Below are 26,389 nucleotides of genomic sequence, written 5' to 3'. Positions count from 1 at the left end.
CTGGTGGAGTGTTGAAACGTATTGCTGTAACAGCGCTTTGTGTCGCAAGTTTGTCAGGTTGCGCAAGTTTTATTTCTGGTGGAACAGGTACAGCTCCAGTCGGAACAGATAGTGGTGTACGTAGCTTAGGTCAGGTATTCATTGATTCTTCAATTAAACGTACAGCGAATATTAACCTCTATAAGCTTGATCAGCGTTTTAAACAATCTCGTATTAATATCGAAAGTTTCCATAGCACAGTATTGTTAACTGGTCAGGTGCCAGACCCTTACTTGAAACAGCTAGCAGAAGACAATGTTAAAGCCATGAGTGATGTCAAAGCTGTACATAACTACATTACCGTGGGTAATAAGGTCAGCTATAACACGATCATGCAAGATGCTGGTGTAACTGCAAATACACGTGCTCTATTAATGAAAGCGCCAGTTGTATCGGACAGTAAAGTACTTGTCCATACTGAAGATGGTGTTTTATATGTGATGGGCCGTTTAAATACAGCTGAAATTAATGATTTAAATAATGTGCTTCAAAATGTTGGTAACGTGACCAAAATTGTGACACTCATTGATAACGTTGATTTAGCACCTGCGCCAGCAGCGAGTACTACTAGTGCAACGACTACACCAATTATTAATAACGTCATTGCTCAACCAACAGTTCAAACTCCTGTTGCAATTGATCCTGACCAAACAGATCCAGCTTCGAATGCACAGTAATATATGAATCTGATTGAACAACTACAAAGTAAAATTGAACAGGCGCGAACTCTTTATAAAGAGTTCCGCCTTTATGATTTGGGGAGTTTTGCTTTAAACCGGTTTACGCCAAAAGATGGTTTTGAACAGGTCGCAAATGTACGTTATGGTCTAAAGCCGCGTCACCGTTTGGATATTTACCGATCTGTTAAAAAACTAGCACATCAGCCCCTTATTGTTTTTGTACATGGTGGTGCTTGGCAACATGGTAATAAGCGAGATTATCTTTTTATTGGTGAGACGTTTGCTAAAGAAGGCTATGACGTTGCAGTTATCAACTATCAACTAGCTCCTAAAAATATTTTTCCAAGTTTTGTTGATGATTTGACTCAGGCACTGAATTATTTACATCAAAACCAAGACAAACTAGAAATTTCTACAGAAAATGTTGTGCTTATGGGACATTCAGCAGGGGCATTTAATGTAATGTCTGCTGTTTATCACCCAAAACCAAATCCTATTCAATGTTTAGGTAATATTAAGGCGATTTTTGGTTTAGCTGGACCTTATCATTTTGATTATAAGGGTGACCCACTAGCTGAAGATGCTTTTGATCAAAGTATTTCTTATCAAGAGGTGATGCCATACTATTTCGTCAATCAAAATAGTATTAAACATTACTTGCTCATGGCTGAAAATGATCAGCTTGTCGGTAAAGAAAATACGTTGGATTTGGATCGGGCTTTAAGACAGAGTGGAAATCACAGCCATATCGCTGTGATTCCTAAAACTGGACATATTACAATTTTGGCCAGTCTTTCTAGTTTTATTAGTCACTATTTCAGAACGAAAAGAACGATCTTACATTTTCTTGAAGAAGTGTTTTAAACGAGACTCTCGTTTAAAACACAGCAGATTATCCAGCTTGGGTAATCTGCATAATCATTGAATGAGCAATACTTCCTTTAAATGGAATCTCAGGTAATTGATCAATTTTGAAGAATTGGGCATCTGCAATTTCTTCTTCTTGAAGCTTAATTTCACCCGACTCATATTCTGCCCGAAATGCAACCATAAGGTTACTTGGGAATGGCCAAGGCTGACTTGACATATATTGAATATTTTTGAGTTTTAAGCCTACTTCTTCAAAGGCTTCACGTTGTACAGCCTCCTCAAGTGTTTCGCCAACCTCAACAAAGCCAGCAATCAAACCATACATATTGGTTTTGTTATGGACTGACTTAGCCAGTAAAATTTCATCATCACCGCGAGTAATGACGGTAATAATGCAAGGGTTTACACGAGGATATTGATGGTAGCGACAAGAAGGGCATACCATCGCATATTCAGTTGGATGAACTTCTGTTGGATGCCCACAATGGCTACAAAACTTATGGTTACGTCGCCATTCAAGTAATTGAACAGCACGGCTCGCTTGCAAAAACTGTTCTTTCGACCAGCTGGTAATAAGCTGGCGAATTGGGACAAGTTGTAAGCCTTCCGGGATAGGTTCCTCAGCAAGCAAGTCACGTGCAATGACCTGCTCATCATGACTGAAAAGTAAATCACTTGCTAACTTTTCGACTTTGGGGAGTTGGAGATTCTGGTCAACCAGTAATTGTTGATGATGGAAAATATAAGCAAGTGATAATTCAGACATTAAGCTGCCTTTTTTTGAAGTTGTTGACTACTCGACAATGCTACATTAAACATGGATTGTAGAACAGGTTGTTTATTTTTTAAATTGTCAACTAACATGTCAATGCCTGCTAATACGTTAAAAATACAGTGAATTTGGTCTGTATTAAAAGGCTGGCTTTGTCCAAGTTGCTCTTGAACGAATTGGGCAGTTTGGAGTAAAGCATGTTGTTGAGTCGTACTTCCTAAAAATTCGGCTGCACCCGCTAACTCTTTTAATGAACCTGCAATGGCTTCAATATTTTGTGTCTGATCATTGGCATACAAAGTAAGACTTTGACAGATAAAATCAATTAAATTTTTTGTTTCTGTAAGCAAAGCTTGATGAGCTTCGTCAAGGCGATCTAAAGAAATAGCCTTATTATTCACGCTAAGTTGTAGACGATTTGACGTGTAATTGCGTACCAAAATACCAATTGAGTTCATGGCAGATAAAATGCTGTTCATCAGCTGCTGAGCATAGTTTTCGTCACTTAAAATGTTAAGTTGACTTAAACTGCTAGCTTGTTGAGAAAGCGCAGATGCGGCTTCATCAAGGTTTAGGAGTTTAAAGGTATGAGCTAGTTGTAAAAGGCTCGCTTGTAGTTGCTGTGCTTTTTCAGGCGACATATTTTGGTAGTTGTATTCAATATCGTTTCGTACCTTATTCATTTCATCCAATATCAATTGGCTGACAGTGTGCATCGTGTCGAAGTCAGGACCAAAAAGATGGCGACTTAAAACGAGTAATTGAGTATCAGTCGGTGTTTCATCACCAATATGAAGTTGGTTACGAATAAGGTGAGCAATCTCATCTTCTTGAGCGATGACAATACTTAAAATATCTGCGAAGGCAGCTAAATTGGGCTCAAAACTTTCGGGCGCTGCTAAAAATAGAGCAATATGACTTTCAATATTAATCAGTACACGTAGACGTGAATCATTTAAAAGTAGGTTATCAATATGGTTAAAAGCATAATTGACGAGCTGCCAATACTTTTGGCTTGGCTGAGTGTTCGCCATGCTGACCAAATAGGTTGCAATAAGTTTAAAGGCTTGAAAATTCTCAGCTGATGCTGTCTTTTTTAAAAATTGGTGTAGAGATAGTTTGTAGAGTTGATGAATGAACTGAGTTTTTTCACTAATTAATATTTCAGGCAAGGGTAGTTGAAGCGAAGTATTTGCAAGTAAAGGGACAATAGCTTGTCCTGATGTAGTCAGTGGTTTATTTAAAGCTAATTCTAAATTATTTAAAGTCGTAAGAAGAAATTGTGGAACTTGTATTTCACGCAAACAGATAAATTCAATATAACGCTTTACCATGGTCGTGCCTTCGCTTAGGGCAACCACATCATCCGTATTAATTTGGGCTGGATTCGCAATAATTTTTTGCATCAACTCAGTCGAATATTGAGTGATTTTTGCAAGATAAGGAACATCAATTAAGCGTAGAACTTGAGTGCATTGCTTAAACTGTTCTAATGCATCATCAATACCAAAAGGGAGGGTTTGTTCTTCAATTAAGGTACTTACTGCACCTTCAACCAGTTTTATTGAACGATCAATTTCATGTTTAATGATGAGTAAAGCTGTTGGATCGAAATGAATCGACGTATTCTCAGACATAAACGTTCCCCTTTGCAAAAAATCAATTGTTATATTCGTAGTGCTCAATAATTTGAGCTAAAAATCTATGTGACTAATATAACTTAACTTGCAAAGGGGAAAAGCTAAAAACACTAAAGAATCAAAAATTTATTTTGCAAAAAGGCAAGGTTCTCCGTGTTTTTCCTCATATTCTTTGACCCAAGTCTCATGTGTGTTTAACTCTTCATCTGAAGGGTAAATTACAGGGAGGTCAACTTGAACTCTGCTTCTATTGGTTGTTTGCTGGCTATTTTCACTCTGAGATAAGGCATCTATATCAAAAGAAACCTGACCACCAGTCATTGCCAAGTAAACATCAGCAAGAATTTCAGCATCGAGTAATGCGCCGTGGAAAGTACGGTCACGTGCTGGAATTTCATAACGTCTTACAAGCGCATCAAGGGAGTTTTTTTGCCCCGGATGTTTGTTTTTCGCTAAAGCTAAAGTATCTGTTACCTCACATACTTCAGAAAGTGCAGGAAGCCCTACGCGTTTAAACTCCATATCAAGGAAGTTTATATCGAAGGTCGCGTTATGGGCAATAATCTCTGCACCTTTGAGATAGTCAAATAAGGTGTCAGCAATGTCCGCATAGAGCGGTTTATCTTTTAAGAAATCATCACTGATACCGTGGATGTTTTCTGAGTCTCCCACTGGTTTTTGTGGGTTAATATAAATATGAATCGAGCTACCCGTAAGTTTACGGTTAATCATCTCAATCGCGCCCACCTCAATAATGCGGTCGCCATCTTGGAAATAAAAACCAGTAGTTTCCGTATCGAGAATGAGTTGTCGAGGACCTTGTAATTTTAATTTGGCTTCGGTCACAACGATTTGAGGATGAATGTTATTGGTTGGCTGCTTACTTTCTTGTTCGGCAGTTTCAACTTCAATAATTTCTTCTTCCACAATAATCATCTCAACTTCTTCAGATGCTTCAAGATGAATATTTTCTTCTTCAGTTGCGTCAGCCAGATCAAATCCGAAAGGGTCATCTAGCAGCCAGTCCTGTTCAGGCTTTTTTATATCTTGCGATACAGTGGCAGACTGTGGTTGCTTGAGTTCTTTAGCAGTTTTGTCTGCACCTAAATTCGCCAACTGGTCTGCCATTTCATTGCCAGGGTGTCCTGCATGGCCTTTAATCCAGTTCCACTCAATATTTCTACCTGCACAGACAGCATCTAATTTCTGCCAAAGGTCAGGATTTTTTACATCTTTCCAGTTTTTCTTTTTCCAACCATGAATCCACTCCGTAATACCTTGCTTCACATAATTTGAATCTGTCCAGATAATCAAATGTGCATCGGTTGGACAAAATGAAACACCTTCAATGGCAGCAGTGAGTTCCATACGGTTATTGGTCGTATCAGGCTCACCGCCAAATAATTTATGTTCACCCTGCTCGGTAATGACATATGCGCCCCAACCACCTAAACCCGGATTGCCACGACATGCACCATCAACATACAGTGTGATTGTTTGAGACATAAATCGAAACCTAAACTAAAAGAAAAAGAACTGAATATGGTGTATTGTATACGCAAAAAGTTCGGTTCCATCGTATCAAAGCAAGGTTTTTTTAATTTCTTGTAACATTTCCATGCGAATGACATTAAATTATTGCCTTGTCTATCTTGCATGCTTTACTACAATGGCATCGAAGACCTAGGGTTTGTGGGCAGACCCCAAAAAAATATTACGCGAGTTGTTTGGAAGTTTTTATGTATAAACCAACCACATTTGTGTGGCAGCCATCTGCAGCATCATTGTTTAAAATTACCGTACTTAGCTCTGCGTTAGCTGCGTTGGGTATTACAACAGGCTGTTCATCGACTCCGCAATCTGCAAAAACCTCAAAATCGAAACAGGTCAGTGGTGCAGGTTATTTAGATGCGAGTAGTCTTGATTCATTGGAAGACTTACTTTCAGCAACTGATATGCGTGCTGTAGAGGGTGACCGTCTGCTTATTTTAAAGCATGGTGATGTCTGGAAACGTATGTCTGTTGGTTTCAAAATGGATTTGAACCATTGGGATTCACGTATTGAAGCTCAGCGTAGTTGGTTTATTTCTCGTCAGCCTTATCTTGATCGTTTAAGTGCCCGCGCAAGTCGTTATTTGTACCATACAGTTAAAGAAGCTGAACGCCGTGGTTTGCCGACAGAACTTGCACTATTACCTGTAATTGAAAGTTCATATGACCCAGCTGCAACAAGTAGTGCTGCAGCAGCAGGTTTATGGCAGTTTATTCCGAGTACTGGCCGTATTTATGGCTTAAAGCAAACAGGCATGTATGATGGCCGTCGAGATGTTGTTGAGTCGACTCGTGCTGCCTATGAGTTTTTAGGAAGCTTATATAATCAATTCGGTTCTTGGGAGCTTGCTTTAGCAGCCTATAATGCTGGACCGGGACGTATTCAACAAGCAATTAACCGAAATCAGGCAGCAGGTTTACCAACTGATTATTGGTCTTTAAAATTACCTCAAGAAACCATGAACTATGTTCCTCGTTTCTTGGCTGTTGCCCAAATTATTAAAAATCCAAAAGCTTACGGTATTTCTTTGCCGCCTATTGCAAATAGACCCCATTTCCGTGAAGTGACTTTATCTGCACCTTTATCATTGAATGAAATTGCTTCTGTAGCTGGATTAAGTCGTTCGGAACTCTATGCATTAAACCCGGGATATCGTGGTGAAATGGTAGACCCAGCAAGCCCAATGCGTATCTTGATTCCGGCGGATTTAAGTCCTTCAATTGATAATAAATTAAAAGGTATGAAGTCTGGCGGTGGTTCAGGTTGGTGGGCAAATGTGACTTCACCATCTAAGCCAGATGTAAGTGCTTCAACATCTGTGACAATTAAAACCACGCCTGCAAATCAGGTTCAACCGGTTAAACCGTCTACACCTACTAAAACAACGAGTAGCTCTACCACGGTAAAAACTTCAACTCCACGTGGGTCTGATGCTTTAGCCGCGTTTGCAGCTTCGGCTGATGTACCAAGTGCTCCACGTATTCCTGTTGCTGTGACACCTGCGGCAAATATTAAGCAAGTGAAGACAGAGCCACCAATCTCGGCTGCAGAACGTGAAAAGATTTTAGCGGCAGTTCGAGCTGAAGGTGAGAAAGAAACAGTTCAACAAGCTTTAGAGCCACAACCAACGCAGGCTGAAAAAGATCAAGTAGTTGCTGAGTTAAAAGCTATTGCACCACAAGGAACAGAAATTGTTGATCCTTATGATGGCAAAATTAAGTTAACTGCGATTCAAACAAGCCAATCAGTTGCAGAGCAACAAGGTAAAGAAGTAAGTAAAGGTTTTGCATATCCAAAAACTTTAGCTGAAGACGTGACTGTTGCTAACTCTGAAGATGGGCAGCGCAATAAAGACAAGCCTTATATTAAAACTGACACAGATGTAGTGGTTGTGCAGCCAAAAGGCAAACGTAGTACCTATACAGTTTTACCGGGTGATACTCTAGCCGTTATTGCGATGAAAAACGGTGTAAACTGGCGCGATGTTGCTAAGTGGAACCAGATTGACCCTGAAAAGACGTTATATGTTGGTTCAACGCTTTATCTTTATGATGCTAAGCCACAAGAAACTCAAACGACTTCAAAAAGCACAGCTAAACCAGATGTATATGTCGTTCAGGCTAACGATAGCTTAAGCGGTGTGGCAAACCAGTTTAATTTGTCAGTAAGACAATTGGCTGAATATAACGATTTATCAGTGACTGATGGCTTATTTGTTGGGCAAAAACTACAGTTAAAAGAACCAAAGAATAGTCGCGCAAGTACTAAAGCCGAGCCAAAAGCAGTTCAGGCAAGTGCAAAACGTATAGCAACTAAAAGCTATACTGTGAAGCGCGGTGAATATCTTAAATTGATTGCAGATCGTTATGCGCTCTCTAATCAGGAACTTGCTGAATTAACTCCGGGATTAACTGCGGGCAGTAACTTAATGGTAGGCCAAAAAATTAATGTGCCTACACAAGATATTTCTGTAGATGAAGTTGCTGAAACTAAGGCTTCTAGTAAATCTGAGAAAGCATCAGCAAGTGTTTCTTATAAAACAGAAGGCTATAAAGTACAACGTGGTGATACTTTATCGAGTATTGCAACTAAATCAAAAATTAGCCTAGCTGAGTTAGCCGAATTAAATAACTTAAAAGCAAATAGCCATGTACAGCTTGGTCAAACTTTAAAAGTACCGGCAGGCTTAAGTGTTCCAGAGCAATACGTTGTACAGTCTGGCGATAGCTTAAATGCGATTGCGAGTAAATATAATTTGCAAACAAGCTATTTGGCTGACCTAAACGGTTTGTCTCGTACTGCTGGTTTGCGTGCTGGTCAACGCTTAAAACTAACAGGTACGGTTGAAGAAGTGCCAACTAAATCTTCTAAAAACGCCAAAGAAGAAACACCAGAAACTTATACAGTTAAATCTGGTGATAGCTTAGGTAATATCGCTAATCGCTACCACTTACAGCTGGACTACCTTGCTTCACTAAATGGTCTTTCACGCAACAGTAGCGTTCGTGTGGGGCAGCGTTTAAAGCTAACGGGTGATGTGCCTACAGTTGAAACAGCTAAAGCAGATACTAAGTCTTCAACTAAAACGGTTGCCGCTGGTAAAAATACTGAAAGATATACGGTTAAATCTGGTGAGTCTTTAAATAGTATCGCGAGCCGTGCTGGTATTTCAGTGCGTGAACTGGCTGAAATGAATGCATTAAAAGCAAATGCTAACTTACAGCGCGGTCAGAATATTGTGATTCCAAAAACTGTCGTGGAATACAAAGTGAAGCGTGGTGATACCTTAATCGGTCTTGCGAGTAAATATGGTTTAGAAACCAATTTATTGGCTGAGCTGAATAATTTAACGCCTTCTACTCAGCTTCGCATTGGTGATGTGATTAAAGTGCCTAATTTGTAAAATAATTAGCCACTTATGCATAAATTAAATTTTCAACTGAGCCTGCTAGTCGGGCTCAGTGTCATTTCCCATAGTGTTTTTTCTGCACAGCAAACCACTTCATATATAGCGATTCATTCTAAGCCTAAGTATTTAGAAATGATGGCTATGCCATATGCAAACCCAAATGCCCCTAAAGGTGGCCTATTAAGTCTGGCAGCTCAAGGAACTTTTGATAACCTCAATAGTATGAATGGTAAGGGGAATGCTACAGAAGGCGTTAATTATCTTTTTGATACCTTAATGACTCAATCACTTGATGAGGTCGGGGTTTTATATCCGCTTTTAGCTGAGAAAGTGAGTTTTGACCAAGAAAAAACGCAATCAGTGTCTTTCTATTTAAACCCTAAAGCGCGTTTTAGTAATGGGCAGCCAGTCACTGCGGCAGATGTTAAATTTAGTTTTGATGCCTATCAGACTAAGTCCAATTTAGGTTTGCAAATGTACCTTGCCGATTTGGCTAAAACAGAAGTAATAAATACTCATCAAGTAAAGTTTAGTTTTAAGTCTACACATAACCCTAAAATGCCATTCATTTTGGCAACCTTACCCATTTATTCAAAAGCAGATTGGCAAAAAAGAGATTTTAGCCGAATTACCCTACAACCGATTATTGGTTCGGGGCCATATGTAGTTGAACGAGTTGATCCGGGCAGAAGCATTAGTTATAAACGGAACCCAAATTATTGGGCAAAAGATTTGCCTATTAATAAGGGGCGTTATAACTTTGACCGCTTGAGATATGTTTATTATCGAAATTGGGATATTGCTTTTGAAGGATTTAAATCTGGGCAATACACTTTGCATGAAGAAACTAATCCTAAAAAATGGGTAACTGATTACCGGTTTCCAGCCGTAAAAGCAGGGTTGGTTTCTCAATATAAGTTTCGTCATCATAATCCTATCGCCACTGAAAGCTATGTTTTTAATACGAGACGAAAACCTTTAAATGATATTCGTTTTAGACAAGCTTTAACCTATGCTTATGACTTTGAATGGCAGAATAAAGCTTTGTTTTATGGACAATATCAGCGCCTACAAAGTTATTTTGAAAATAGTGAATTAGCAGCAACAGGTCGACCTTCAAAAACTGAATTAGAGTTGTTAAAACCGTTATTGCCTAAGTTATCTCCACTTATGCAACAAGGTGTTTTAGCAAATTGGAAATACCCCGTGTCTGATGCGAGTGGTTTCAATCGTCAGAATTTATTAACTGCGCGCCAATTGCTTATACAAGCTGGCTATAAAGTTAAAGAAGGGCAGCTCTTTACCCCTGAGGGAAAGAAAGTTCAGCTTGAGTTTTTAATTCAGCAAGATGGTAAACAACGAACACTTTTACCTTTTATTCGTAACTTAAAAAAGTTAGGTATTGCAGTTAATTTGCGTCAGGTTGATGCTCCGCAATATTTAGAACGGACTCGTCGTTACGATTTTGATATGACCACAATGAATTTGCCTCAATCTCTCAATCCGGGAAATGAACAGACTCAATTTTGGGGGAGTATCGCCGCAGCTCAGGATGGAAATTACAATTATGCTGGAATTCGCAATCCAGTAATTGATCAAGTGATTGCAAAACTCGTTGCAAGTAAAAGCCGTGAACAACAGATTATTTATACTCGTATTCTCGATCGATTGCTTAGAGCTGGTTATTATCAAATCCCGACTTATGGTAAAGGTGAAAACTGGTATGCTTATTGGAATATGTATCAACAACCTAAAGTTAAACCAGCACTTTCTTCTGGGATAGAATATTGGTGGAGTGATGCAAACAAAGCCAAAAAAGTTGCCAAATATTTACATCAACAATAAAAAGCACCTGCCATAAAGGAAATCCTGTTATATGGGTTCATATATTCTCAAGCGACTTCTTTTAATGATTCCCACATTATTCGTCATTCTATTGATTAATTTTGTGGTTGTGCAAATTGCACCGGGTGGGCCAGTTGAGCAAGCAATACATCAGGCACAAAGTGATTTGGGAATTGGCCGTGCATTGAGTGCAGAAACTTATTATCAAGGTGCTCAAGGTTTAAGCCCTGAAATGGTAGAACAAATTAAGGCACAGTATGGCTTTGATCGTTCTGCCCCTGAACGATTTTTTCTAATGTTAAAAGGCTATTTAACTTTAGATTTCGGACAAAGTTTCTTTAAAGATAAACCAGTCGTGCAATTGTTGTGGGAAAAAATGCCTGTTTCCATTTCACTTGGGCTGGTGAGTACTTTGCTCATTTACCTCATTTCTATTCCGCTGGGAATTAAAAAGGCAAAACAACAGGGCTCTTGGTTTGATAGATCAACTTCATTAATCCTTGTAGTGGGGTACGCCGTACCAAGTTTTGTATTTGCGATTTTGTTAGTTGTTTTTTTTGCAGGTGGGTCTTATTTTCAATGGTTTCCACTACAAAACCTAGTATCAGATAACTTTCATCAACTCAGTCTCTGGGGCAAAGTTACCGATTATTTATGGCATATGACTCTGCCACTCATTACCATGGTATTAGGCGGTTTTGCCAGTTTAACCTATTTAACTAAATACTCATTTTTAGAAGAACTCAATAAACCCTACGTTTTGGCTGCATATGCAAAAGGTTTGAACAGCCAACAGGTCTTATATAAGCATGTCTTTCGTAATGCCATTTTAGTTGTGCTCGCAGGTTTGCCAGAAGCGTTAGCGGGCATTTTCTTTGTAGGTAATCTGTTCGTAGAAATCATCTTTCATCTAGATGGGGTGGGTTTGTTGGGCTTTGAAGCCATTGTTCAGCGTGATTATCCTGTTATTTTTGGTGTCTTATTTTTCTTTACTCTATTTAGCCTAATTTTACGTCTCATTTGTGATGTGTTGTACCAATGGATTGATCCACGAATTCACTTTGATGCGCAAGGAGGCAAATAATGTCTTTGATTGTGCGAACACGATTACAGCGTTTTAGACAGCATAAATTGGGCTGGGCCAGCTTTATTTTATTTAGTCTAATTTTGTTTTTGTCATTAGCCGCGGAGTTGATTGCTAACGATAAACCGCTGTTAGTGAAGTATGAAGATTCTTACTATTTGCCTGTGTTGAAAACTTATCCGGAAACGACGTTTGGTGGAGTGTTTGAAACAGAAGCTGATTATAAAGACCCTGCTGTACAAGCGCTTATTGAGGCTAAAGGATGGGCAGTTTGGCCCCTCATTCAATTTTCATATCAAACGCCCAATTTAGATTTAGCAGTTCCTGTGCCATCACCACCTTCCAAGCAAAACTGGTTGGGAACAGATGATCAAGGAAGGGATGTTCTTGCGCGTATTCTTTATGGCTTAAGAGTATCGTTGCTTTTTGGCTTAGCCTTAACCTTTTGTTCTGCTTTATTTGGAATTACCGTGGGCGCCATTCAAGGTTACTATGGCGGTTGGGTAGATTTATTAGGACAACGTTTGGTTGAGGTCTGGAATGGCTTACCCATGCTTTTTATGGTCATGATTTTAGTCAGTATGTTTGTTCCAAATGTATATTGGCTATTTTTCATTATGTTGTTTTTCGGCTGGACCGTTTTGGTGGGCATCGTTAGAGCAGAATTTTTGAAAGCTCGCCAGCTTGATTACGTTCGTGCAGCCCAAGTTTTGGGAGTGACCGATCACGCGATTATTTTTAGGCATATTTTGCCCAATGCGATCAGTTCGAGTTTGTCTCAGTTACCTTTTATTTTAACGACCAATATTAGCGCTTTAACCGCTCTTGATTTTTTAGGATATGGACTACCACCCGATGCGGCCTCTTTAGGTGAATTATTGCTTCAAGGTAAAAATAATTTAGATGCGCCATGGTTGGCAATTTCAGGCTTTTTTAGTCTGGCGATTGTTCTTTCACTTTTAATTTATATTGGGGAGGCGGCCCGTGAAGCGTTTGACCCAAGAAAATAACTTAAATCTCACTTCAACATTATTAAAAGTAGAGCAACTTTCGGTTCAAACTAAAGACCAAAAGGTTTTATTGGAACATCTGAATTTTTACTTAAATGAAGGGGAAACACTCGCTATTGTGGGCGAAAGTGGTTCAGGTAAATCGATGAGCTGCTTAGCAATAATGGGGTTGCTACAAGAAAAATTAGAAGTAACAGGTCGGGTCTGGTTTGGCTCACAAAACATGCTTGAGCTAGATGAAAGAGCTCAATCAAATTTACGTGGTCGGCAAATCGCTATGATTTTTCAAGAGCCTGCTGCTGCATTAAATCCGCTCCATCGGGTTGAAAAAATTATAGGGGAAAATCTTCTTTTATCTGGTTTTTCAAAACAAGAAGTTCGACAGCAAATAATTGAATTACTAAAAGATGTTGGAATTGTTGAACCAGAACAAATTTTAAAACGCTATCCACATGATCTTTCTGGTGGGCAAAGACAACGTGTCATGATCGCGATGACATTGGCACTTCAGCCTAAAATTTTGATTGCTGATGAACCTACTACTGCGTTGGATGTGGTTTTACAGATACAGATTTTAGAGCTATTAAAATCTTTGCAAAGCAAATATGGGATGGCACTTATTTTAATTAGCCATGACCTCAATTTAGTACATCGCTATGCTGAGAAACTTATTGTATTGCAAAGTGGGCGTGTCGTGGAGCAAGGTGAACTGAGCCAAATCTTTGTAAATCCTAAAACTAGTTATACAGCACAATTATTAGATCATGATTTTGGAAGTGTAGAGTCTAGACCCGCTCAACAGAATGTTTTATCAGTTCGACAGCTCAGCGTGCAGTTTCCTATAAGAAAAGGAATTTTAAATCGCATTCAAGGGTATTTCACCGCAATAGAAGATTTGAGTTTTGATCTTGCTCAAGGTGAATCACTTGGGCTGGTTGGTGAAAGTGGTGCGGGTAAGTCATCGTTAGCCCTCGCTTTGGTCCGACTTATTAAAAGTGAAGGGCAGATTGTTTTTTTAGGGCAAGATTTGAATCAGCTACAGCTCAAAGCCCTACGTTTGATGAGATCAGATTTTCAACTTGTATTCCAAGACCCAGTTGGAAGTTTAAACTCGCGTATGACAGTAGGGCAGATTATTGCTGAAGGATTGAAAGTGAAAGCAGTAGCTGATAACGAGATCAAAAAGCAAGTAGAATCTGTATTGGTAAAAGTTGAATTGGCTGAAGATTTTCAACATCGTTACCCTCATGAACTTTCAGGCGGACAACGTCAACGTGTCGCCTTAGCCAGAGCTTTAGTGGTTCGGCCTAAACTTTTAATTCTGGATGAACCTACGTCGGCCTTAGATAGGACCACGCAAAAAGCCATGATCAAGCTGTTGAGACAATTACAGCAAACTGAGCAGTTAAGTTATATTTTCATTAGTCATGATCTCAATATAGTAAAAGCACTTTGCCACAAAGTGCTGGTATTACGTCATGCAAAAGTTGTTGAATATCAGGAAACTGAACTCTTATTTTCTAAGCCTCAAAGTGAATATACGAAACAGTTAATTAAAGCATCCTTTTAAAGATATTTTTTAATTGATTGTTTTATATAAATAAATTTTGGTTAAACTTCTAATGCAAAAAGTTGCATATTTTTATATTTTTTAAAATTGACATGTGCTATTGTCAGTTATCGATTATGCCTTGACATGCCCAATAACTCATTTAAATTAGAGTAATTGCTCTAAAATTCAAAGAACAGAGGTTAACCATGAACCAGATTGCTCAACCTATCACAATTCGCAATACCACCTTTAAAAACCGAATTATTAAAGGTGCAATGAGTGAGGCACTTGCAAATTATGAAGGCCAACCAAATGACTTACATTTGGGTTTATATGGTGCATGGGCAAAAGGTGAGCTTGGCTGTGCAATTACGGGTAATGTCATGGTAAATGCCGGCGCAAAAAATGAACCGGGTGTTGTTGTTATTGAAACTGAACGTGATCTAGAGCGCTTAAAAGAATGGGCGGAATTAGGTAAAAAGTATGGCATGGTGCAGTTGATTCAATTGTCGCACCCAGGTCGCCAGTGTCCAAAAGGTTTAAATAAAGAAACCGTAGCGCCTTCAGCTGTACCTTTTAGCTCAGCTTTAGCCACCATGTTTGGAACGCCACGTGAACTTACTCATGAAGAAATTCTAGATATTATTAAACGTTTTGCGAAAGCAGCTCAAATCTGTGAAAAAGCAGGTTTTGAAGGGGTGCAATTACACGGCGCACATGGTTATTTAATTAGCCAGTTTTTATCGCCATTAACCAATAAGCGTACAGATCAGTGGGGCGGTTCAGTTGAGAATCGTACTCGTTTTTTACTAGAAGTTTATAAAGCGGTACGTGAAGCAACTTCAGATAATTTTATCATTTCAGTGAAGCTTAACTCGGCTGATTTCCAGCGTGGTGGTATTAGCGAAGAAGACGTGATTTCAGTGTTTAAAGCAGTGGATGAAGCTGGTATCGATTTAATTGAAATTTCAGGTGGAACTTATGAGGCACCAGCAATGGCTGGAGCTAAGGCTGACAAACGTAAAGCAAGTACGATTGCACGTGAAGCATACTTTTTAGATTTTGCTGAAAAAATTCGCCAGCATGTTAAGTGTAAACTCATGGTGACAGGCGGTTTTCGTACTGTAGAAGGCATGAACGCTGCACTCGCAAGTGGTGCATGTGACTTTATTGGTATTGCTCGTCCATTTGCAGTAGAAACCGATTTAACAGAACGTTTAATTGCAGGACAAGATGTTCGCTATGCAGTAAAACCAATTAAAACAGGCTTACCTTTTGTCGATAAAATGGCAATTATGGAAATCATTTGGTATGCGGCTCAATTTAAAACCATTGGTAAGGGTAAAAAGCCAAATCCAAAACTTTCACCACTGGTGGTGTTTTTAAATTACGCCAAAGGCAATATTAAAGCGGTGATTCAAGGACAAGTGAATTCACGTAAGTCTGCATAAATCTGATGCGCCATTTCACTAGCTGAAATGGCGCATTTGTTTTAGAACGTATAACTCATACCCACTTGAACGGTACGTGATTCACCCGGATAAGCATAGGAACGGAAAGCACTTTCATCATAAACTTTATCAAAAATATTCTTCACATTTAAGTTAAGACGAAGTTTGGGTGTCGCCTGATAATAAGAAACCAAATCTGTAACTGCATAACCCTTCATTGTGTAAGTACTATTGGCTGTCTGACCTGCACGTTTATCAATATATTTTTGATTAATGCCCAGACCTAAACCTTGTAAAGGACCATCCTGAAATTCATAGATATTTAAAAGATTAAAACTATTCTTTGGGATATTGGCTAAAGCTGTTCCCTTTTGCAAAGTATTGTCTTTAGTTACTTCCGCATCTGTATAGGCATATCCACCAATAATTTTCCAGGCAGATGTAATTTGACCAGCAATATTTAACTCAATACCACGGCTATGAACTTCACCAGCAGCCACTTTATAGTTTGAGAATAAAGGATCATTTGTTAAAACGTTTTCTTTATTGGCATAGAAAATAGCAGAGTCGACTGACAGCATATTGTTGAGAGCTAACCATTTAAACCCTAGTTCATAAGCCGTACCTTCTTCTGGATCAAATCCTTCGCCACTATGACTTGCACCAGTATTGGGTTTAAAAGATTTTGCAGCATTGCCATAGAGTGAAAGGTTATCACTGGCTTTATAAACTAAACCTAACCGTGGAATAAATGCATCATGACTAGTGTTCCAATTGGGTTTACCTGGACGCAAATCCTGATAGTCATGTTCATAGTGCTCAAAACGTAAACCTAATAGTGCACTTAAACGTTCATTTAATTCGATTTGGTCTTGTACAAAAAGAGCCGTTGTTTTTAAGTTTTCACGGTCATGTGTAGAAACTGTATTAAGTTCAGGTAGTGGTTGCCCTAAAGCCGGATTATAAATATTAATAGGATAGCTATCGATATCTTCGCTTGAGCGAATAATGTACGACTTATAATCATAATTTTCATATTCAAGCCCCGTCACTAAAGTATGTGCTAAACCTAAAAGTTGGAAATTGCCTGTAAGGTTAATTTGGGCATCGGTATCTTGCCATTTTAATTCGCGATAGTTGTAATTTCGCCCTAATGTTTCTCCGTCATTTTGAATGCCATTTGCCTCTACTGCATAGCCATGCAATTTGCCATTTAAATATTGCACACCAGCATTCAGCTTCCAGTCATTACCAAGGTCGTGTTCGACTCGTAATTGAGTCATATTGTTATCATTGTAGAGTCGGTTGTTGTATTTACCTGTTTCCCATAAATAGGTTTCGGGTGAACTATTAAAAGACTTCTGGCCTGCATATCGTGTATGACCACGATCAAGTGGATGCTGATTTCGTAAAATATCCGCTTCAAAAGTAACTTTGGTTGCGTCAGAAGCTTGCCATTGGATGACTGGTGCAATTCCATATCGTTTGGACTCGACATGATCACGATAACTATCACCACCTTCTGCAATTACATTTAGACGATAACCGATGTTCTCTGCTTTCTGTAAAGTTCCTGTCGTGTCTACCGTGGTGCGGTATAAACCTTCACTGTTAAGCTGTGCGCCCAAAGTGGTTTGTTGCTCAGACTTTGGTGTTTTAGAAATTAAGTTAAACGTACCACCTGGGTCACCACGGCCATATAAGCTAGAAGAGGGGCCACGTAAAACGTCTACGCGTTCAATCGTGTTGCTATCTGGAGCATTCGGATAACCACGGTTAATCGGGAATCCATTACGATAAAATTCACCGCTAGTGAAACCACGAAGGTTAAAGCCTGTTAACCCTTGACCACCAAAGTTATTAGCACGAGTCAGACCGCCAGCTAAATCAAGCGCTTCAATCAAACGTGTTGCGCCGATATCTTCAATTACTTTTTGAGTTACTATACTGACGGATTGTGGCGTATCTTTTAATGCGACTTCACTACGTGTTGCGCTATTTGAACTATCGACTTTATAAGCTTGGTCGGCAGCTTGTTGGGCTTTAATCTTAATGGTAGCGAGCGTTGTTGAGGAATTATTGGTTCCTGCGAAAGCACTTGAGATACAGCAGAGTTGAGCGATGCTCAGGGAGAGGAGGCGAAGCTTAAGATCCATTTAAAACCTTGTTGATAATAAATATCAGTATAAAAATAAGAATTATTATATTGTAAATCTATGTAAAAGAAATACTGGCTCGGTGATATATATGTACAAGTGTATTTTATTGGGAAATACAAATGGCAAAAAATTAAACAAAAATAATTGATTAGTTTAAATAATTATAAATTACAGACTAAAATAGAGTATGAAGTACATAGAATAATAGCTTTTAAAATCAAATAAATAATTTATAGCTAGCCGTTTCTAATTGTATTTTTGAAAATCAAAATAGTTTTTATATTTATTTAGGGGAAATTCGATGTTTGCGATTGTTGGTATATTTTTAATAGCCATGATGATATTGGCAATTTTAAATGTTTTAAAGAAAGGGGAAAGCAAAAATAGAAATGCAAAACGTAACCCAATTAAGGGAAAGCGTATCATTACTATGAATGAACAACCTACTTTTATGAAACTAAAGGAAGCTTTGCCCGAACATATTATTTTGGCGCAAGTTGCTTTCAGTGCTTTTATGACAGCACAAGGATACGCGACGCGTAATTTATTTAATCGCAAAGTTGCTGATTTTGTTGTGTTGGATAAAGCATTTAATATAGTTGCTATTGTTGAACTGGATGATTCTAGCCATAAGGGGAAAGAAAAACTTGATGCAGAGCGAGATGCTTTAATTCAAGAAGCTGGTTTTAAAGTCATACGCTATAAACGAACACCAGAATTGGCACAAATACATAGTGATTTTAATATTGCATCGAGTTCATTAGCTCAAGTTTCAATAGAACCAGATTTAACAAAAACAAAGTTAGTTGCTGATGCAATAATTATTGAGAGAGATGATCCAAGTGTACAACCGACTCAACATATTGATGAAGCAAAGCTGAATTCTTGATTTTGAAAATAAGAAGTTTATCTCATGGATGATATTTGAAGTGAGATAAAATAATTTGGAGATAGGATTCTTTATAGATAGAAAAAATATGGCGTCCCTACGGGGATTCGAACCCCGGTTACCGCCGTGAAAGGGCGATGTCCTAGGCCTCTAGACGATAGGGACGTTGAGGATGGCGGTATCTTAAGAAGCCGCCACCAAACTGTCAAGGAGGTAAGGTGACAGTTTGTTCAAAATATAGCAAAACAGTTCAGCAGTCTTCTGAGTATCGTACAAAGCAGAGTGTGCTTCTTTACCATCAAACTCAATTCCAGCTTGAATACACGCTTTCGCAAGCACAGTTTGTCCAAACATAACAGCACTTAAAGTAACCGTATCCATCACTGAAAAGCTATGAAATGGGTTTTGGTTTTTTGTACTTGTACGCGCAATCGCCGCTTGCACAAAACCAAGGTCAAAATGCGCATTGTGGCCCACTAAGACTGCATGTGTACAATGTTGCTGTTTACGGACTTCATTCACCGATTTAAAAATACGGCGTAATGCAGTGCGCTCATCTTCAGCCATTGCAATACGCATTGGATTGAATGGATCAATACCAATAAAGTCTAGCGAACGACGATCGAGATTAGCCCCTTCAAACGGGTTAATATGTGCATGAAATGCTGGACCAGGGACAAATTGTCCCTGAGCATCATATACAATTGGAATGCACGCAATTTCTAGCAATGCATCTGTCTGGGCATTAAAACCTGCCGTTTCAACGTCAACAACAACAGGTAAGAAGCCACGAAAACGTTGGCCAATGACCGGGACAGAGGTTTCTTGTGTCACACTTTTCTCCATTGCAGCGTTTTCCCGGCATGCAGCGGGATAATTTTTTGATCATCTAAATAATCAAAAGATTCTGGAACGAGGTTATCTTCTTTTACCAAAGTAATGGTAGAAGTATTACGTGGTAGGCCGTAGAAGTCTGCGCCAAAGTGGCTAGCAAAACCTTCTAAACGTTCTAGTTTGCCCACTTGATCAAATGCTTGAGCGTAAAGTTCAATTGCATTAGGCGCACTATAACAGCCCGCACAGCCACACGCATTTTCTTTTGCATTTTGCGAGTGAGGAGCACTATCTGTACCCAAGAAAAATTTAGGGTTACCGCTCGTTGCAACTTCAAGCAAAGTGGTCTGGTGAGTTTGACGCTTTAAAATTGGTAAGCAATAGAAATGCGGTTTAATACCACCAACCAACATATCATTACGATTAAATAATAAATGCTGAGGTGTAATCGTTGCAGCCACATTGCGGTCTTGTTCTAAAACAAAGTGTGCAGCATCGCTTGTTGTGATGTGCTCAAGTACCACTTTAAGTTTTGGAAACTGTTTTAATAACGGTGATAAAACTTCATCTAAGAAGCGTTTTTCACGGTCAAAAATATCAACGTGGTTATGAGTCACTTCACCATGAAGTAATAACGGAACTTGATGCTCTTCTAGTTGCTCAATGACTGCATAAACTTTACGGATGTCACTTACACCGTTATCAGAATTGGTGGTCGCACCTGCTGGGTAAAGTTTAATAGCATTTACATGTCCAGATTCTTTAATTTTACGAACTTCATCTGGTGAGGTGAAATCAGTAAAATAAAGCACCATACGTGGGTCAAAGTTAAGACCCTCTGGAACATGAGCAAGGATACGTTCACGGTAAGCCAGTGCTTCTTCCACAGTTTTTACAGGTGGAACAAGGTTTGGCATACAGATCGCACGAGCAAATTGTTTGGCCAAATCAGGTACAGTACGTTTTAATGCTAAACCATCACGTAAATGTGCATGCCAGTCATCTGGCTGGAGCAGGGTAATAGAGTCCAAGGCAGTTCAAACTTCGAAATAAAACAAATGATAATCGATAAAGTGTGAAAATGGTAACGAGAATTACGGACAAATGGCAAAATAAAGCGCCAGAGGCCTTAAAAAATAATGTTATATTTTGTTAATGTGTGAGAGGCAGGAATCAAGTAGTGGCAAATAGGGGAAATGTACATGAATTACTCAAAGCAAAAGAAGAAATAGAATATTTAGTAACTCTACATACCCATCGTTATGCCAATATACCTCTACCACATCAATTAGAAAAAAAATTCTGGTGTCTAAATCTTGAGCGAACTAAACAGAATATCTCAAAGTTTTTAGCAAGTGGCGTTTTAACCTATCTCATTTTCATATTGCTGGCTCTACCTACAGACTATTTGGTCATAGGCGTGCCTTATATTACTTGGGACTTCATCTATTGCTTACTTAGCGCAATTAATATTGCTTGTGCACTGCTGTTATTTTGGGTTTTTGCAAAGTTTAAAAAACTCACTGAATATTTTTATATCGCTGCATGTGGCATTGTATTTTTGACCATCATTATCAATGCAATGTTGCTCCTTAGCGTAGGAAATGTCGCTCTTAAAAACCAGTCGATGTTACTACTTTCTTTTTTATATATGCTGGGTTTTATCCTAAGCGGTATAAAGCCTCTACATATGCTTTGTGTAGGTTTAACAGCAGCCTTTTGTGTTTTTTCCCTACTGATTTTATGGCAAGCGAATTGTGATTTTATAGCTTTGGGAAGAGCGCTGTTTGGAAGTTGTATTTTAGGTTTTTCAATTAGTACGATGCTTACATCTAGAGAAAGAAGCCTTTTTTTAAATAATCAGCTTGCTGAGCTTAACGAACAGATTTTACGTATTGAGGCATCTGAATTGCTTCATTTAAGCCAGCAAGATGCACTGACGAATATCTCAAATCGACGTACTTTTGATGAAATGTTCGACTTTTTTTACTATCGTGCAAAGCAAGAAAAGCGTCCATTGGCTGTTTTGTTTATTGATATCGATTTTTTTAAAAATTATAACGATTTTTATGGACACCAAATGGGGGATAAAGTCATCTCATCTATTGCCGCTGCAATTAAAAATTCGATTCGGCATGTTGATTTTGTTGCCCGCTATGGAGGAGAAGAGTTTGTCGTACTGTTACCGAAAACACCTGCTCAAGGCGCCTATGCCGTCGCTGCAAATATTTATAAAGCGATTGAGCGACAAGCGATTCCTCATGCAGCATCTTTAGTCTCTAAGCATGTCACGATTAGTTTAGGTTTTACTGTTTATACAGAAGGTTTTAAAGTAAATCAGGACAAGTTAATTCACGCTGCGGATCAAGCTTTGTACCGAGCTAAGCAACTTGGACGTAACCAGATTTATTATCAACCGTTGGAAGTATCAGAATTTGTTTAAGCACAAATATTTGAAATAAAAAAGCCACCTTTGTCGGTGGCTTTTTTATTAAGTAAGAAAATTATTTCTTCTTGCTATCGAGTTGTGGTACAGCAGAACCTTGACCGATTGAAAGCAAGCCAGCATCTGTATAGATGCCTAGTTTTGCACGTGTATCGGTAATGTCGAGGTTACGCATAGTCAACTGACCAATGCGGTCCATTGGCGTAAACATTGAATCACCTTTTTCCATTGTTAAACGTTCAGCTTCGTACGTTAAGTTTGGAGATTCAGTGTTCATGATGGTGTAGTCATTACCACGACGAAGTTCAAGAGTCACTTCACCAGTAATCGCTTTAGCAACCCAACGCTGTGCAGTTTCACGCAACATAAGTGCTTGAGAGTCGAACCAACGGCCTTGGTAAAGTAAACGGCCTAAACGTAAACCGTTAATGCGGTATTGTTCGATCGTATCTTCGTTATGAATACCAGTAACCAAACGCTCGTAAGCAATATGAAGAAGGGCCATACCTGGTGCTTCATAGATACCACGAGATTTTGCTTCGATAATACGGTTTTCGATTTGGTCAGACATACCTAAACCATGACGACCACCAATACGGTTTGCTTCGAGAATAAGCTCAACCGGATTGTCAAAAGTTTGACCGTTTAATGCAACAGGTACACCTTCTTCAAAACGTACTGTCACTTCTTCTGGAGTAATTTCAACGTCATCTTTCCAGAAAGCAACGCCCATAATTGGGTCAACAATTTTGATACCAGCATTTAAGTATTCAAGATCTTTTGCTTCGTGAGTCGCGCCCAACATGTTTGAGTCAGTTGAGTACGCTTTTTCTTTTGACATTTTGTAGTCAAAACCGTTGTCGATGAGGAACTGCGACATTTCTGCACGGCCACCAAGCTCATCAATAAAGTTTTGATCTAACCAAGGCTTGTAAATTTTAAGATTTGGGTTAGTCAACAAACCATAACGATAGAAACGTTCAATATCGTTACCTTTATAAGTTGAACCGTCACCCCAGATGTTTACGTCATCTTCTTTCATTGCAGTAACGAGCATAGTACCTGTTACTGCACGACCGAGTGGAGTCGTATTGAAATAAGGAACGCCACCTGTACTGATATGGAATGCACCACACTGAATTGCAGCAATACCTTCAAGCGCCAATTGTAAGCGGCAGTCAATTAAGCGAGCTTTTACAGCGCCGTATTGTTCTGCTTTCTTTGGAATTGCATCGTAGTCGTCTTCATCTGGCTGGCCTAAGTTTGCAGTATATGCATAAGGCTCAGCGCCTTTTTGTTTCATCCACAATAAGGCAGCTGAAGTGTCTAGGCCTCCGGAGAAGGCAATCCCAACTTTTTTGCCTACTGGTACATGCTGCAAGATAGTTGCATTATCAGTCATTGCTAATCCTAACATTTATGAAAAAGACCCCATATAGGCGGTCTTGAGAATTCTGAATGGCGGCTATTGTAGCACTATTCATGGTGCTTTTTTTCGCAAAAAAAGCATTAATTCACTAGTTCTGATTTGAAGTTTTAATTTGATAAAAAATATAAGGCTATTAGAATAAGAAGAGTTAAATGAAGTATGGTTGTCCAAATAAGAAAAGACTTTTAATAACTTAAAAAGAAAACAGGATGAATATGAAGAAAAATATTGGCTTATCACGTGCACACTATGTTGTGGCTGCGATCACGGTACTCGACGCGATTTATATGATTTACCATTACATGGCATTAAATGACCCTATTCCTACATATTTACTTGGTGGAATTATTGGAAAAGGGGTAGTTATTGGACTCCATATATATGCTGCTAAAAGAGTTTTAGATGGCACAAAAAATTCTAGATATATTTCTCTTTTTCTAACGATATTTTTACTTTTCGCGTTTCCTATTGGAACCATTCTTGGCGTGATTATGCTGTTTTTATTATATAAATGGGAGAAAGAGTTAGATTTCATTAGCGTCATTAAATAAAAGCAATAGGAGCTGTTTTACTGGATTGACTATAAGCTCCGATAAATTTCTTTGCATGGTCATCCAAAATTATCAAAAAAGTATTAAAGTACTATGCAACAAGTTGCAAAAAATTATTGGGACGCAGCATGACAAGTTACGCCAATTTATTAAAACCATTACATTTAGGCTTTACCACTATTAAAAACCGTGTGGTGATGGGATCCATGCATACGGGGCTTGAAGACCGTTTTTACAATTACCCAAAACTAGCAGCTTATTTTGAAGAGCGTGCAAAAGGTGGAGTAGGTTTAATTGTGACAGGAGGTATTTCTCCGAACCGTCAAGGGTGGTTGGCTCCAGCTGGCGGTACTATGAATAGCTTATTTGATATTCCTCAGCATCGCCTAGTAACGCATGCCGTTCATAAGCATGGCTCAAAAATTTTAATGCAAATTTTGCATGCTGGGCGTTATGGTTATCAACCATTTGTGGTGTCTTCAACAGCAATTAAATCGCCCATTTCACCATTTAAACCGCGTCAGCTTTCTGAAAAAAATATTCAGAGCACAATTGAAGATTATGCACAATGTGCCGACATTGCCAAAAAAGCAGGCTACGATGGCGTTGAAATTATGGGGTCAGAAGGATATCTGATTAACCAGTTCTTAAGTCGCCATGTAAACCAGCGTACTGATCGTTGGGGCGGTGAAATCGAAAACCGTATGCGTTTTCCGGTTGAAATTGTCAAAGCGATCCGCGCAAAAGTTGGCGAAAAATTTATTATTTGCTTCCGTCTATCGCTACTCGACCTTGTGCATGACGGTAACACCATGCAAGAGGTGGTGACTGTAGCCAAAGCTTTAGAAAAAGCAGGAGTGACTTTATTAAATACCGGCATTGGCTGGCATGAAGCTCGTGTGCCGACCATTGTAACATCTGTGCCTCGTGCAGCTTTTGTCGACTACACTGCTCATGTAAAACAATATATTTCTATTCCGATTATTGCGTCAAACCGTATTAACATGCCTGAAACTGCCGAAGAAATTTTGGCAACTGGCAAAGCAGATATGGTTCAAATGGCGCGTCCTTTATTGGCCGATGCATTTTGGGTAAATAAAACTGCGACTAACCGTGTTGATGAAATTAATACCTGTATTGCATGTAACCAAGCCTGTTTAGACCATGCTTTTAAAAATAAGCGTGTATCTTGTTTGGTTAACCCACGTGCAGGCCATGAAACTGAACTGGTCTATTTAAAGACTAAACAACCTAAGCGAATTGCAGTTGTGGGCGGCGGAGTAGCGGGTATGTCGGCGGCAACTGTTGCGGCAAGCCGTGGCCATGCAGTGACGCTGTTTGAGGCAACTTCTGATGTAGGTGGCCAATTTAACTTTGCCAAAGTTGTACCAGGTAAAGAAGAATTCCATGAAACGATTCGTTATTTTAAAGTCCAACTGGAAAAAACTGGAGTAGACGTACGTTTAAATACTCGCGTAAATCGTGAGCAGCTTGAACGTGAAGGTTTTGATGAAGTGATTGTTGCAACAGGTGTAATCCCTCGCGCATTAAAAATTGAAGGAAGCGACGCACCACAAGTCCTTTCTTATGCTCAAGTTTTAAAAGGGGCAGAAGTCGGGCAAAAAGTTGCAGTGATTGGTGCAGGTGGTATTGGTTTTGATGTATCTGAATTTTTGCTTAAACCGCCACATCAACCTCAGCCTCAACCTTTAGCCGAGTGGCAACGTGAATGGGGTGTTGACCCAGATCCAAACTACATTTCTGAAGGGGGAATGCAGCCGCCAGTTGTTGAGCCAGCAATCCGCGAAATTTATTTATTGCAACGTAAAACAACACCACTCGGTATTGGCCTTGGCAAAACTTCGGGCTGGGTCCATCGTGCACAGCTTAAAAAGCATGGGGTCCGTATGCTGCGTGGTGTGCAATATAAAGCAGTCACTGATGAAGGACTTTGGATTGAGCATAATGGTCAAGACCAACTTTTACGTGTAGACACGGTAGTGGTGTGTGCAGGGCAAGAGTCGGTAAAAGACTTGATGCCAAAAGAAGATGAGTCGACGATCGCGAACTACCATATTATTGGTGGTGCAAAGCTCGCAGCAGAGCTAGATGCGAAGCGTGCGATCAAAGAAGGAGCAGAATTGGCTGCTCAACTGTAAAATTGATGAAACAATATG

At 39.2% G+C, this 26,389-nt stretch carries 19 protein-coding genes and 1 tRNA gene; 12 read left to right on the top strand and 8 right to left on the bottom strand.

The features are described 5' to 3' along the window. Nucleotides 1-8: 8 nt before the first annotated feature. Complete coding sequence (locus ACYU0V_RS12945; RefSeq protein ID WP_063098350.1) at nt 9-716, top strand: BON domain-containing protein; 708 nt, start codon at nt 9-11, stop codon at nt 714-716. A 3-nt stretch (nt 717-719) separates the two neighbouring features. Beyond that, on the top strand, nt 720-1,583 hold the full coding sequence (locus tag ACYU0V_RS12940) for an alpha/beta hydrolase (protein ID WP_002117650.1): 864 nt from the start codon (nt 720-722) through the stop codon (nt 1,581-1,583). A gap of 28 nt (nt 1,584-1,611) precedes the next feature. On the opposite strand, the gene nudC is transcribed toward ACYU0V_RS12940, so the two are convergent. From nudC to dnaQ, 3 genes are all read right to left on the bottom strand, one after another. Further along, complete coding sequence (gene nudC, locus ACYU0V_RS12935; RefSeq protein WP_199978098.1) at nt 1,612-2,355, bottom strand: NAD(+) diphosphatase; 744 nt, start codon at nt 2,353-2,355, stop codon at nt 1,612-1,614. After that, complete coding sequence (locus ACYU0V_RS12930) at nt 2,355-3,998, bottom strand: chemotaxis protein (RefSeq protein ID WP_461847750.1); 1,644 nt, start codon at nt 3,996-3,998, stop codon at nt 2,355-2,357. Before ACYU0V_RS12930 ends, nudC begins: the two co-directional genes overlap by 1 nt. Before the next feature lie 129 nt (nt 3,999-4,127). Continuing rightward, a complete protein-coding gene (gene dnaQ, locus ACYU0V_RS12925) occupies nt 4,128-5,507 on the bottom strand; it encodes a DNA polymerase III subunit epsilon (RefSeq protein ID WP_461847748.1) in 1,380 nt (459 codons plus the stop codon). Between the two features lie 233 nt (nt 5,508-5,740). On the opposite strand from dnaQ, the gene ACYU0V_RS12920 reads away from it, so the two are divergent. The 6 genes from ACYU0V_RS12920 to ACYU0V_RS12895 all read left to right on the top strand — a co-directional run bounded on the left by ACYU0V_RS12920 (nt 5,741) and on the right by ACYU0V_RS12895 (nt 15,904). Further along, nucleotides 5,741-8,956 carry a lytic transglycosylase gene (locus ACYU0V_RS12920; RefSeq protein ID WP_068564152.1) on the top strand — a complete coding sequence of 1,072 codons (3,216 nt, stop codon included), beginning with the start codon at nt 5,741-5,743 and terminating at the stop codon, nt 8,954-8,956. 15 nt (nt 8,957-8,971) lie between these two features. After that, nucleotides 8,972-10,807 carry an extracellular solute-binding protein gene (locus ACYU0V_RS12915; protein ID WP_461847746.1) on the top strand — a complete coding sequence of 612 codons (1,836 nt, stop codon included), beginning with the start codon at nt 8,972-8,974 and terminating at the stop codon, nt 10,805-10,807. 31 nt (nt 10,808-10,838) lie between these two features. Then, nucleotides 10,839-11,891, top strand: coding sequence for a microcin C ABC transporter permease YejB (locus tag ACYU0V_RS12910; protein WP_461847744.1), 1,053 nt, complete (start codon nt 10,839-10,841; stop codon nt 11,889-11,891). Further along, nucleotides 11,891-12,901 (top strand): ABC transporter permease, encoded by a 1,011-nt coding sequence (locus ACYU0V_RS12905; RefSeq protein WP_461847743.1) that lies wholly within the window; start codon nt 11,891-11,893, stop codon nt 12,899-12,901. The genes ACYU0V_RS12910 and ACYU0V_RS12905 overlap by 1 nt, the downstream gene beginning before the upstream one ends. Then, nucleotides 12,876-14,471: an ABC transporter ATP-binding protein gene (locus tag ACYU0V_RS12900; protein ID WP_461847741.1), complete on the top strand. Its 1,596-nt coding sequence runs from the start codon at nt 12,876-12,878 to the stop codon at nt 14,469-14,471. The genes ACYU0V_RS12905 and ACYU0V_RS12900 overlap by 26 nt, the downstream gene beginning before the upstream one ends. Before the next feature lie 188 nt (nt 14,472-14,659). After that, nucleotides 14,660-15,904, top strand: coding sequence for an NADH:flavin oxidoreductase/NADH oxidase family protein (locus tag ACYU0V_RS12895; protein WP_068564142.1), 1,245 nt, complete (start codon nt 14,660-14,662; stop codon nt 15,902-15,904). Between the two features lie 41 nt (nt 15,905-15,945). On the opposite strand, the gene ACYU0V_RS12890 is transcribed toward ACYU0V_RS12895, so the two are convergent. Beyond that, nucleotides 15,946-18,060 (bottom strand): TonB-dependent siderophore receptor, encoded by a 2,115-nt coding sequence (locus ACYU0V_RS12890; protein ID WP_068564140.1) that lies wholly within the window; start codon nt 18,058-18,060, stop codon nt 15,946-15,948. Nucleotides 18,061-18,364: 304 nt separating this feature from the next. Here ACYU0V_RS12890 and ACYU0V_RS12885 point away from each other — a divergent pair, with 304 nt between their 5' ends. Beyond that, nucleotides 18,365-18,952: a DUF2726 domain-containing protein gene (locus ACYU0V_RS12885; RefSeq protein ID WP_063098359.1), complete on the top strand. Its 588-nt coding sequence runs from the start codon at nt 18,365-18,367 to the stop codon at nt 18,950-18,952. Nucleotides 18,953-19,041: 89 nt separating this feature from the next. On the opposite strand, the gene ACYU0V_RS12880 is transcribed toward ACYU0V_RS12885, so the two are convergent. The 3 genes from ACYU0V_RS12880 to pyrC form a co-directional block, all read right to left on the bottom strand. Beyond that, a tRNA-Glu gene (locus ACYU0V_RS12880) sits at nt 19,042-19,117 on the bottom strand. Between the two features lie 18 nt (nt 19,118-19,135). Continuing rightward, complete coding sequence (gene rnt / locus ACYU0V_RS12875) at nt 19,136-19,798, bottom strand: ribonuclease T (RefSeq protein ID WP_002117536.1); 663 nt, start codon at nt 19,796-19,798, stop codon at nt 19,136-19,138. Then, on the bottom strand, nt 19,783-20,817 hold the full coding sequence (gene pyrC, locus ACYU0V_RS12870; RefSeq protein WP_005070491.1) for a dihydroorotase: 1,035 nt from the start codon (nt 20,815-20,817) through the stop codon (nt 19,783-19,785). The genes rnt and pyrC overlap by 16 nt, the downstream gene beginning before the upstream one ends. A 149-nt stretch (nt 20,818-20,966) precedes the next feature. On the opposite strand from pyrC, the gene ACYU0V_RS12865 reads away from it, so the two are divergent. Continuing rightward, nucleotides 20,967-22,229 carry a GGDEF domain-containing protein gene (locus ACYU0V_RS12865; protein ID WP_227061708.1) on the top strand — a complete coding sequence of 421 codons (1,263 nt, stop codon included), beginning with the start codon at nt 20,967-20,969 and terminating at the stop codon, nt 22,227-22,229. A gap of 61 nt (nt 22,230-22,290) precedes the next feature. Here the strand turns inward: ACYU0V_RS12865 and argG are convergent, their stop codons facing one another. Continuing rightward, the gene (gene argG, locus ACYU0V_RS12860) at nt 22,291-23,649 is read right to left on the bottom strand and encodes an argininosuccinate synthase (RefSeq protein WP_139120918.1); all 1,359 of its coding nucleotides are present in this window, start codon (nt 23,647-23,649) and stop codon (nt 22,291-22,293) included. A gap of 221 nt (nt 23,650-23,870) precedes the next feature. Here argG and ACYU0V_RS12855 point away from each other — a divergent pair, with 221 nt between their 5' ends. Together ACYU0V_RS12855 and ACYU0V_RS12850 are read left to right on the top strand one after the other, a co-directional pair. Then, nucleotides 23,871-24,212: a hypothetical protein gene (locus ACYU0V_RS12855; protein ID WP_228149114.1), complete on the top strand. Its 342-nt coding sequence runs from the start codon at nt 23,871-23,873 to the stop codon at nt 24,210-24,212. Between the two features lie 128 nt (nt 24,213-24,340). Continuing rightward, nucleotides 24,341-26,371, top strand: a complete 2,031-nt coding sequence (locus ACYU0V_RS12850) for an oxidoreductase (protein ID WP_461847736.1) — start codon at nt 24,341-24,343, stop codon at nt 26,369-26,371. The last annotated feature ends 18 nt before the right edge of the window (nt 26,372-26,389 follow it).

Source organism: Acinetobacter sp. X9, assembly GCF_054889255.1.
This window is presented reverse-complemented; position numbering and strand designations above follow the sequence as displayed.

Bases quoted from the DNA above. Each gene is read 5' to 3' on its own strand.
- ACYU0V_RS12940 (WP_002117650.1), top strand. From the start codon at position 720: ATGAATCTGATTGAACAACTACAAAGTAAAATTGAACAGGCGCGAACT.
- nudC (WP_199978098.1), bottom strand. From the start codon at position 2,355: ATGTCTGAATTATCACTTGCTTATATTTTCCATCATCAACAATTACTG.
- ACYU0V_RS12930 (WP_461847750.1), bottom strand. From the start codon at position 3,998: ATGTCTGAGAATACGTCGATTCATTTCGATCCAACAGCTTTACTCATC.
- dnaQ (WP_461847748.1), bottom strand. From the start codon at position 5,507: ATGTCTCAAACAATCACACTGTATGTTGATGGTGCATGTCGTGGCAAT.
- ACYU0V_RS12920 (WP_068564152.1), top strand. From the start codon at position 5,741: ATGTATAAACCAACCACATTTGTGTGGCAGCCATCTGCAGCATCATTG.
- ACYU0V_RS12915 (WP_461847746.1), top strand. From the start codon at position 8,972: ATGCATAAATTAAATTTTCAACTGAGCCTGCTAGTCGGGCTCAGTGTC.
- ACYU0V_RS12910 (WP_461847744.1), top strand. From the start codon at position 10,839: ATGGGTTCATATATTCTCAAGCGACTTCTTTTAATGATTCCCACATTA.
- ACYU0V_RS12905 (WP_461847743.1), top strand. From the start codon at position 11,891: ATGTCTTTGATTGTGCGAACACGATTACAGCGTTTTAGACAGCATAAA.
- ACYU0V_RS12895 (WP_068564142.1), top strand. From the start codon at position 14,660: ATGAACCAGATTGCTCAACCTATCACAATTCGCAATACCACCTTTAAA.
- ACYU0V_RS12890 (WP_068564140.1), bottom strand. From the start codon at position 18,060: ATGGATCTTAAGCTTCGCCTCCTCTCCCTGAGCATCGCTCAACTCTGC.
- ACYU0V_RS12885 (WP_063098359.1), top strand. From the start codon at position 18,365: ATGTTTGCGATTGTTGGTATATTTTTAATAGCCATGATGATATTGGCA.
- rnt (WP_002117536.1), bottom strand. From the start codon at position 19,798: ATGGAGAAAAGTGTGACACAAGAAACCTCTGTCCCGGTCATTGGCCAA.
- argG (WP_139120918.1), bottom strand. From the start codon at position 23,649: ATGTTAGGATTAGCAATGACTGATAATGCAACTATCTTGCAGCATGTA.
- ACYU0V_RS12855 (WP_228149114.1), top strand. From the start codon at position 23,871: ATGAATATGAAGAAAAATATTGGCTTATCACGTGCACACTATGTTGTG.
- ACYU0V_RS12850 (WP_461847736.1), top strand. From the start codon at position 24,341: ATGACAAGTTACGCCAATTTATTAAAACCATTACATTTAGGCTTTACC.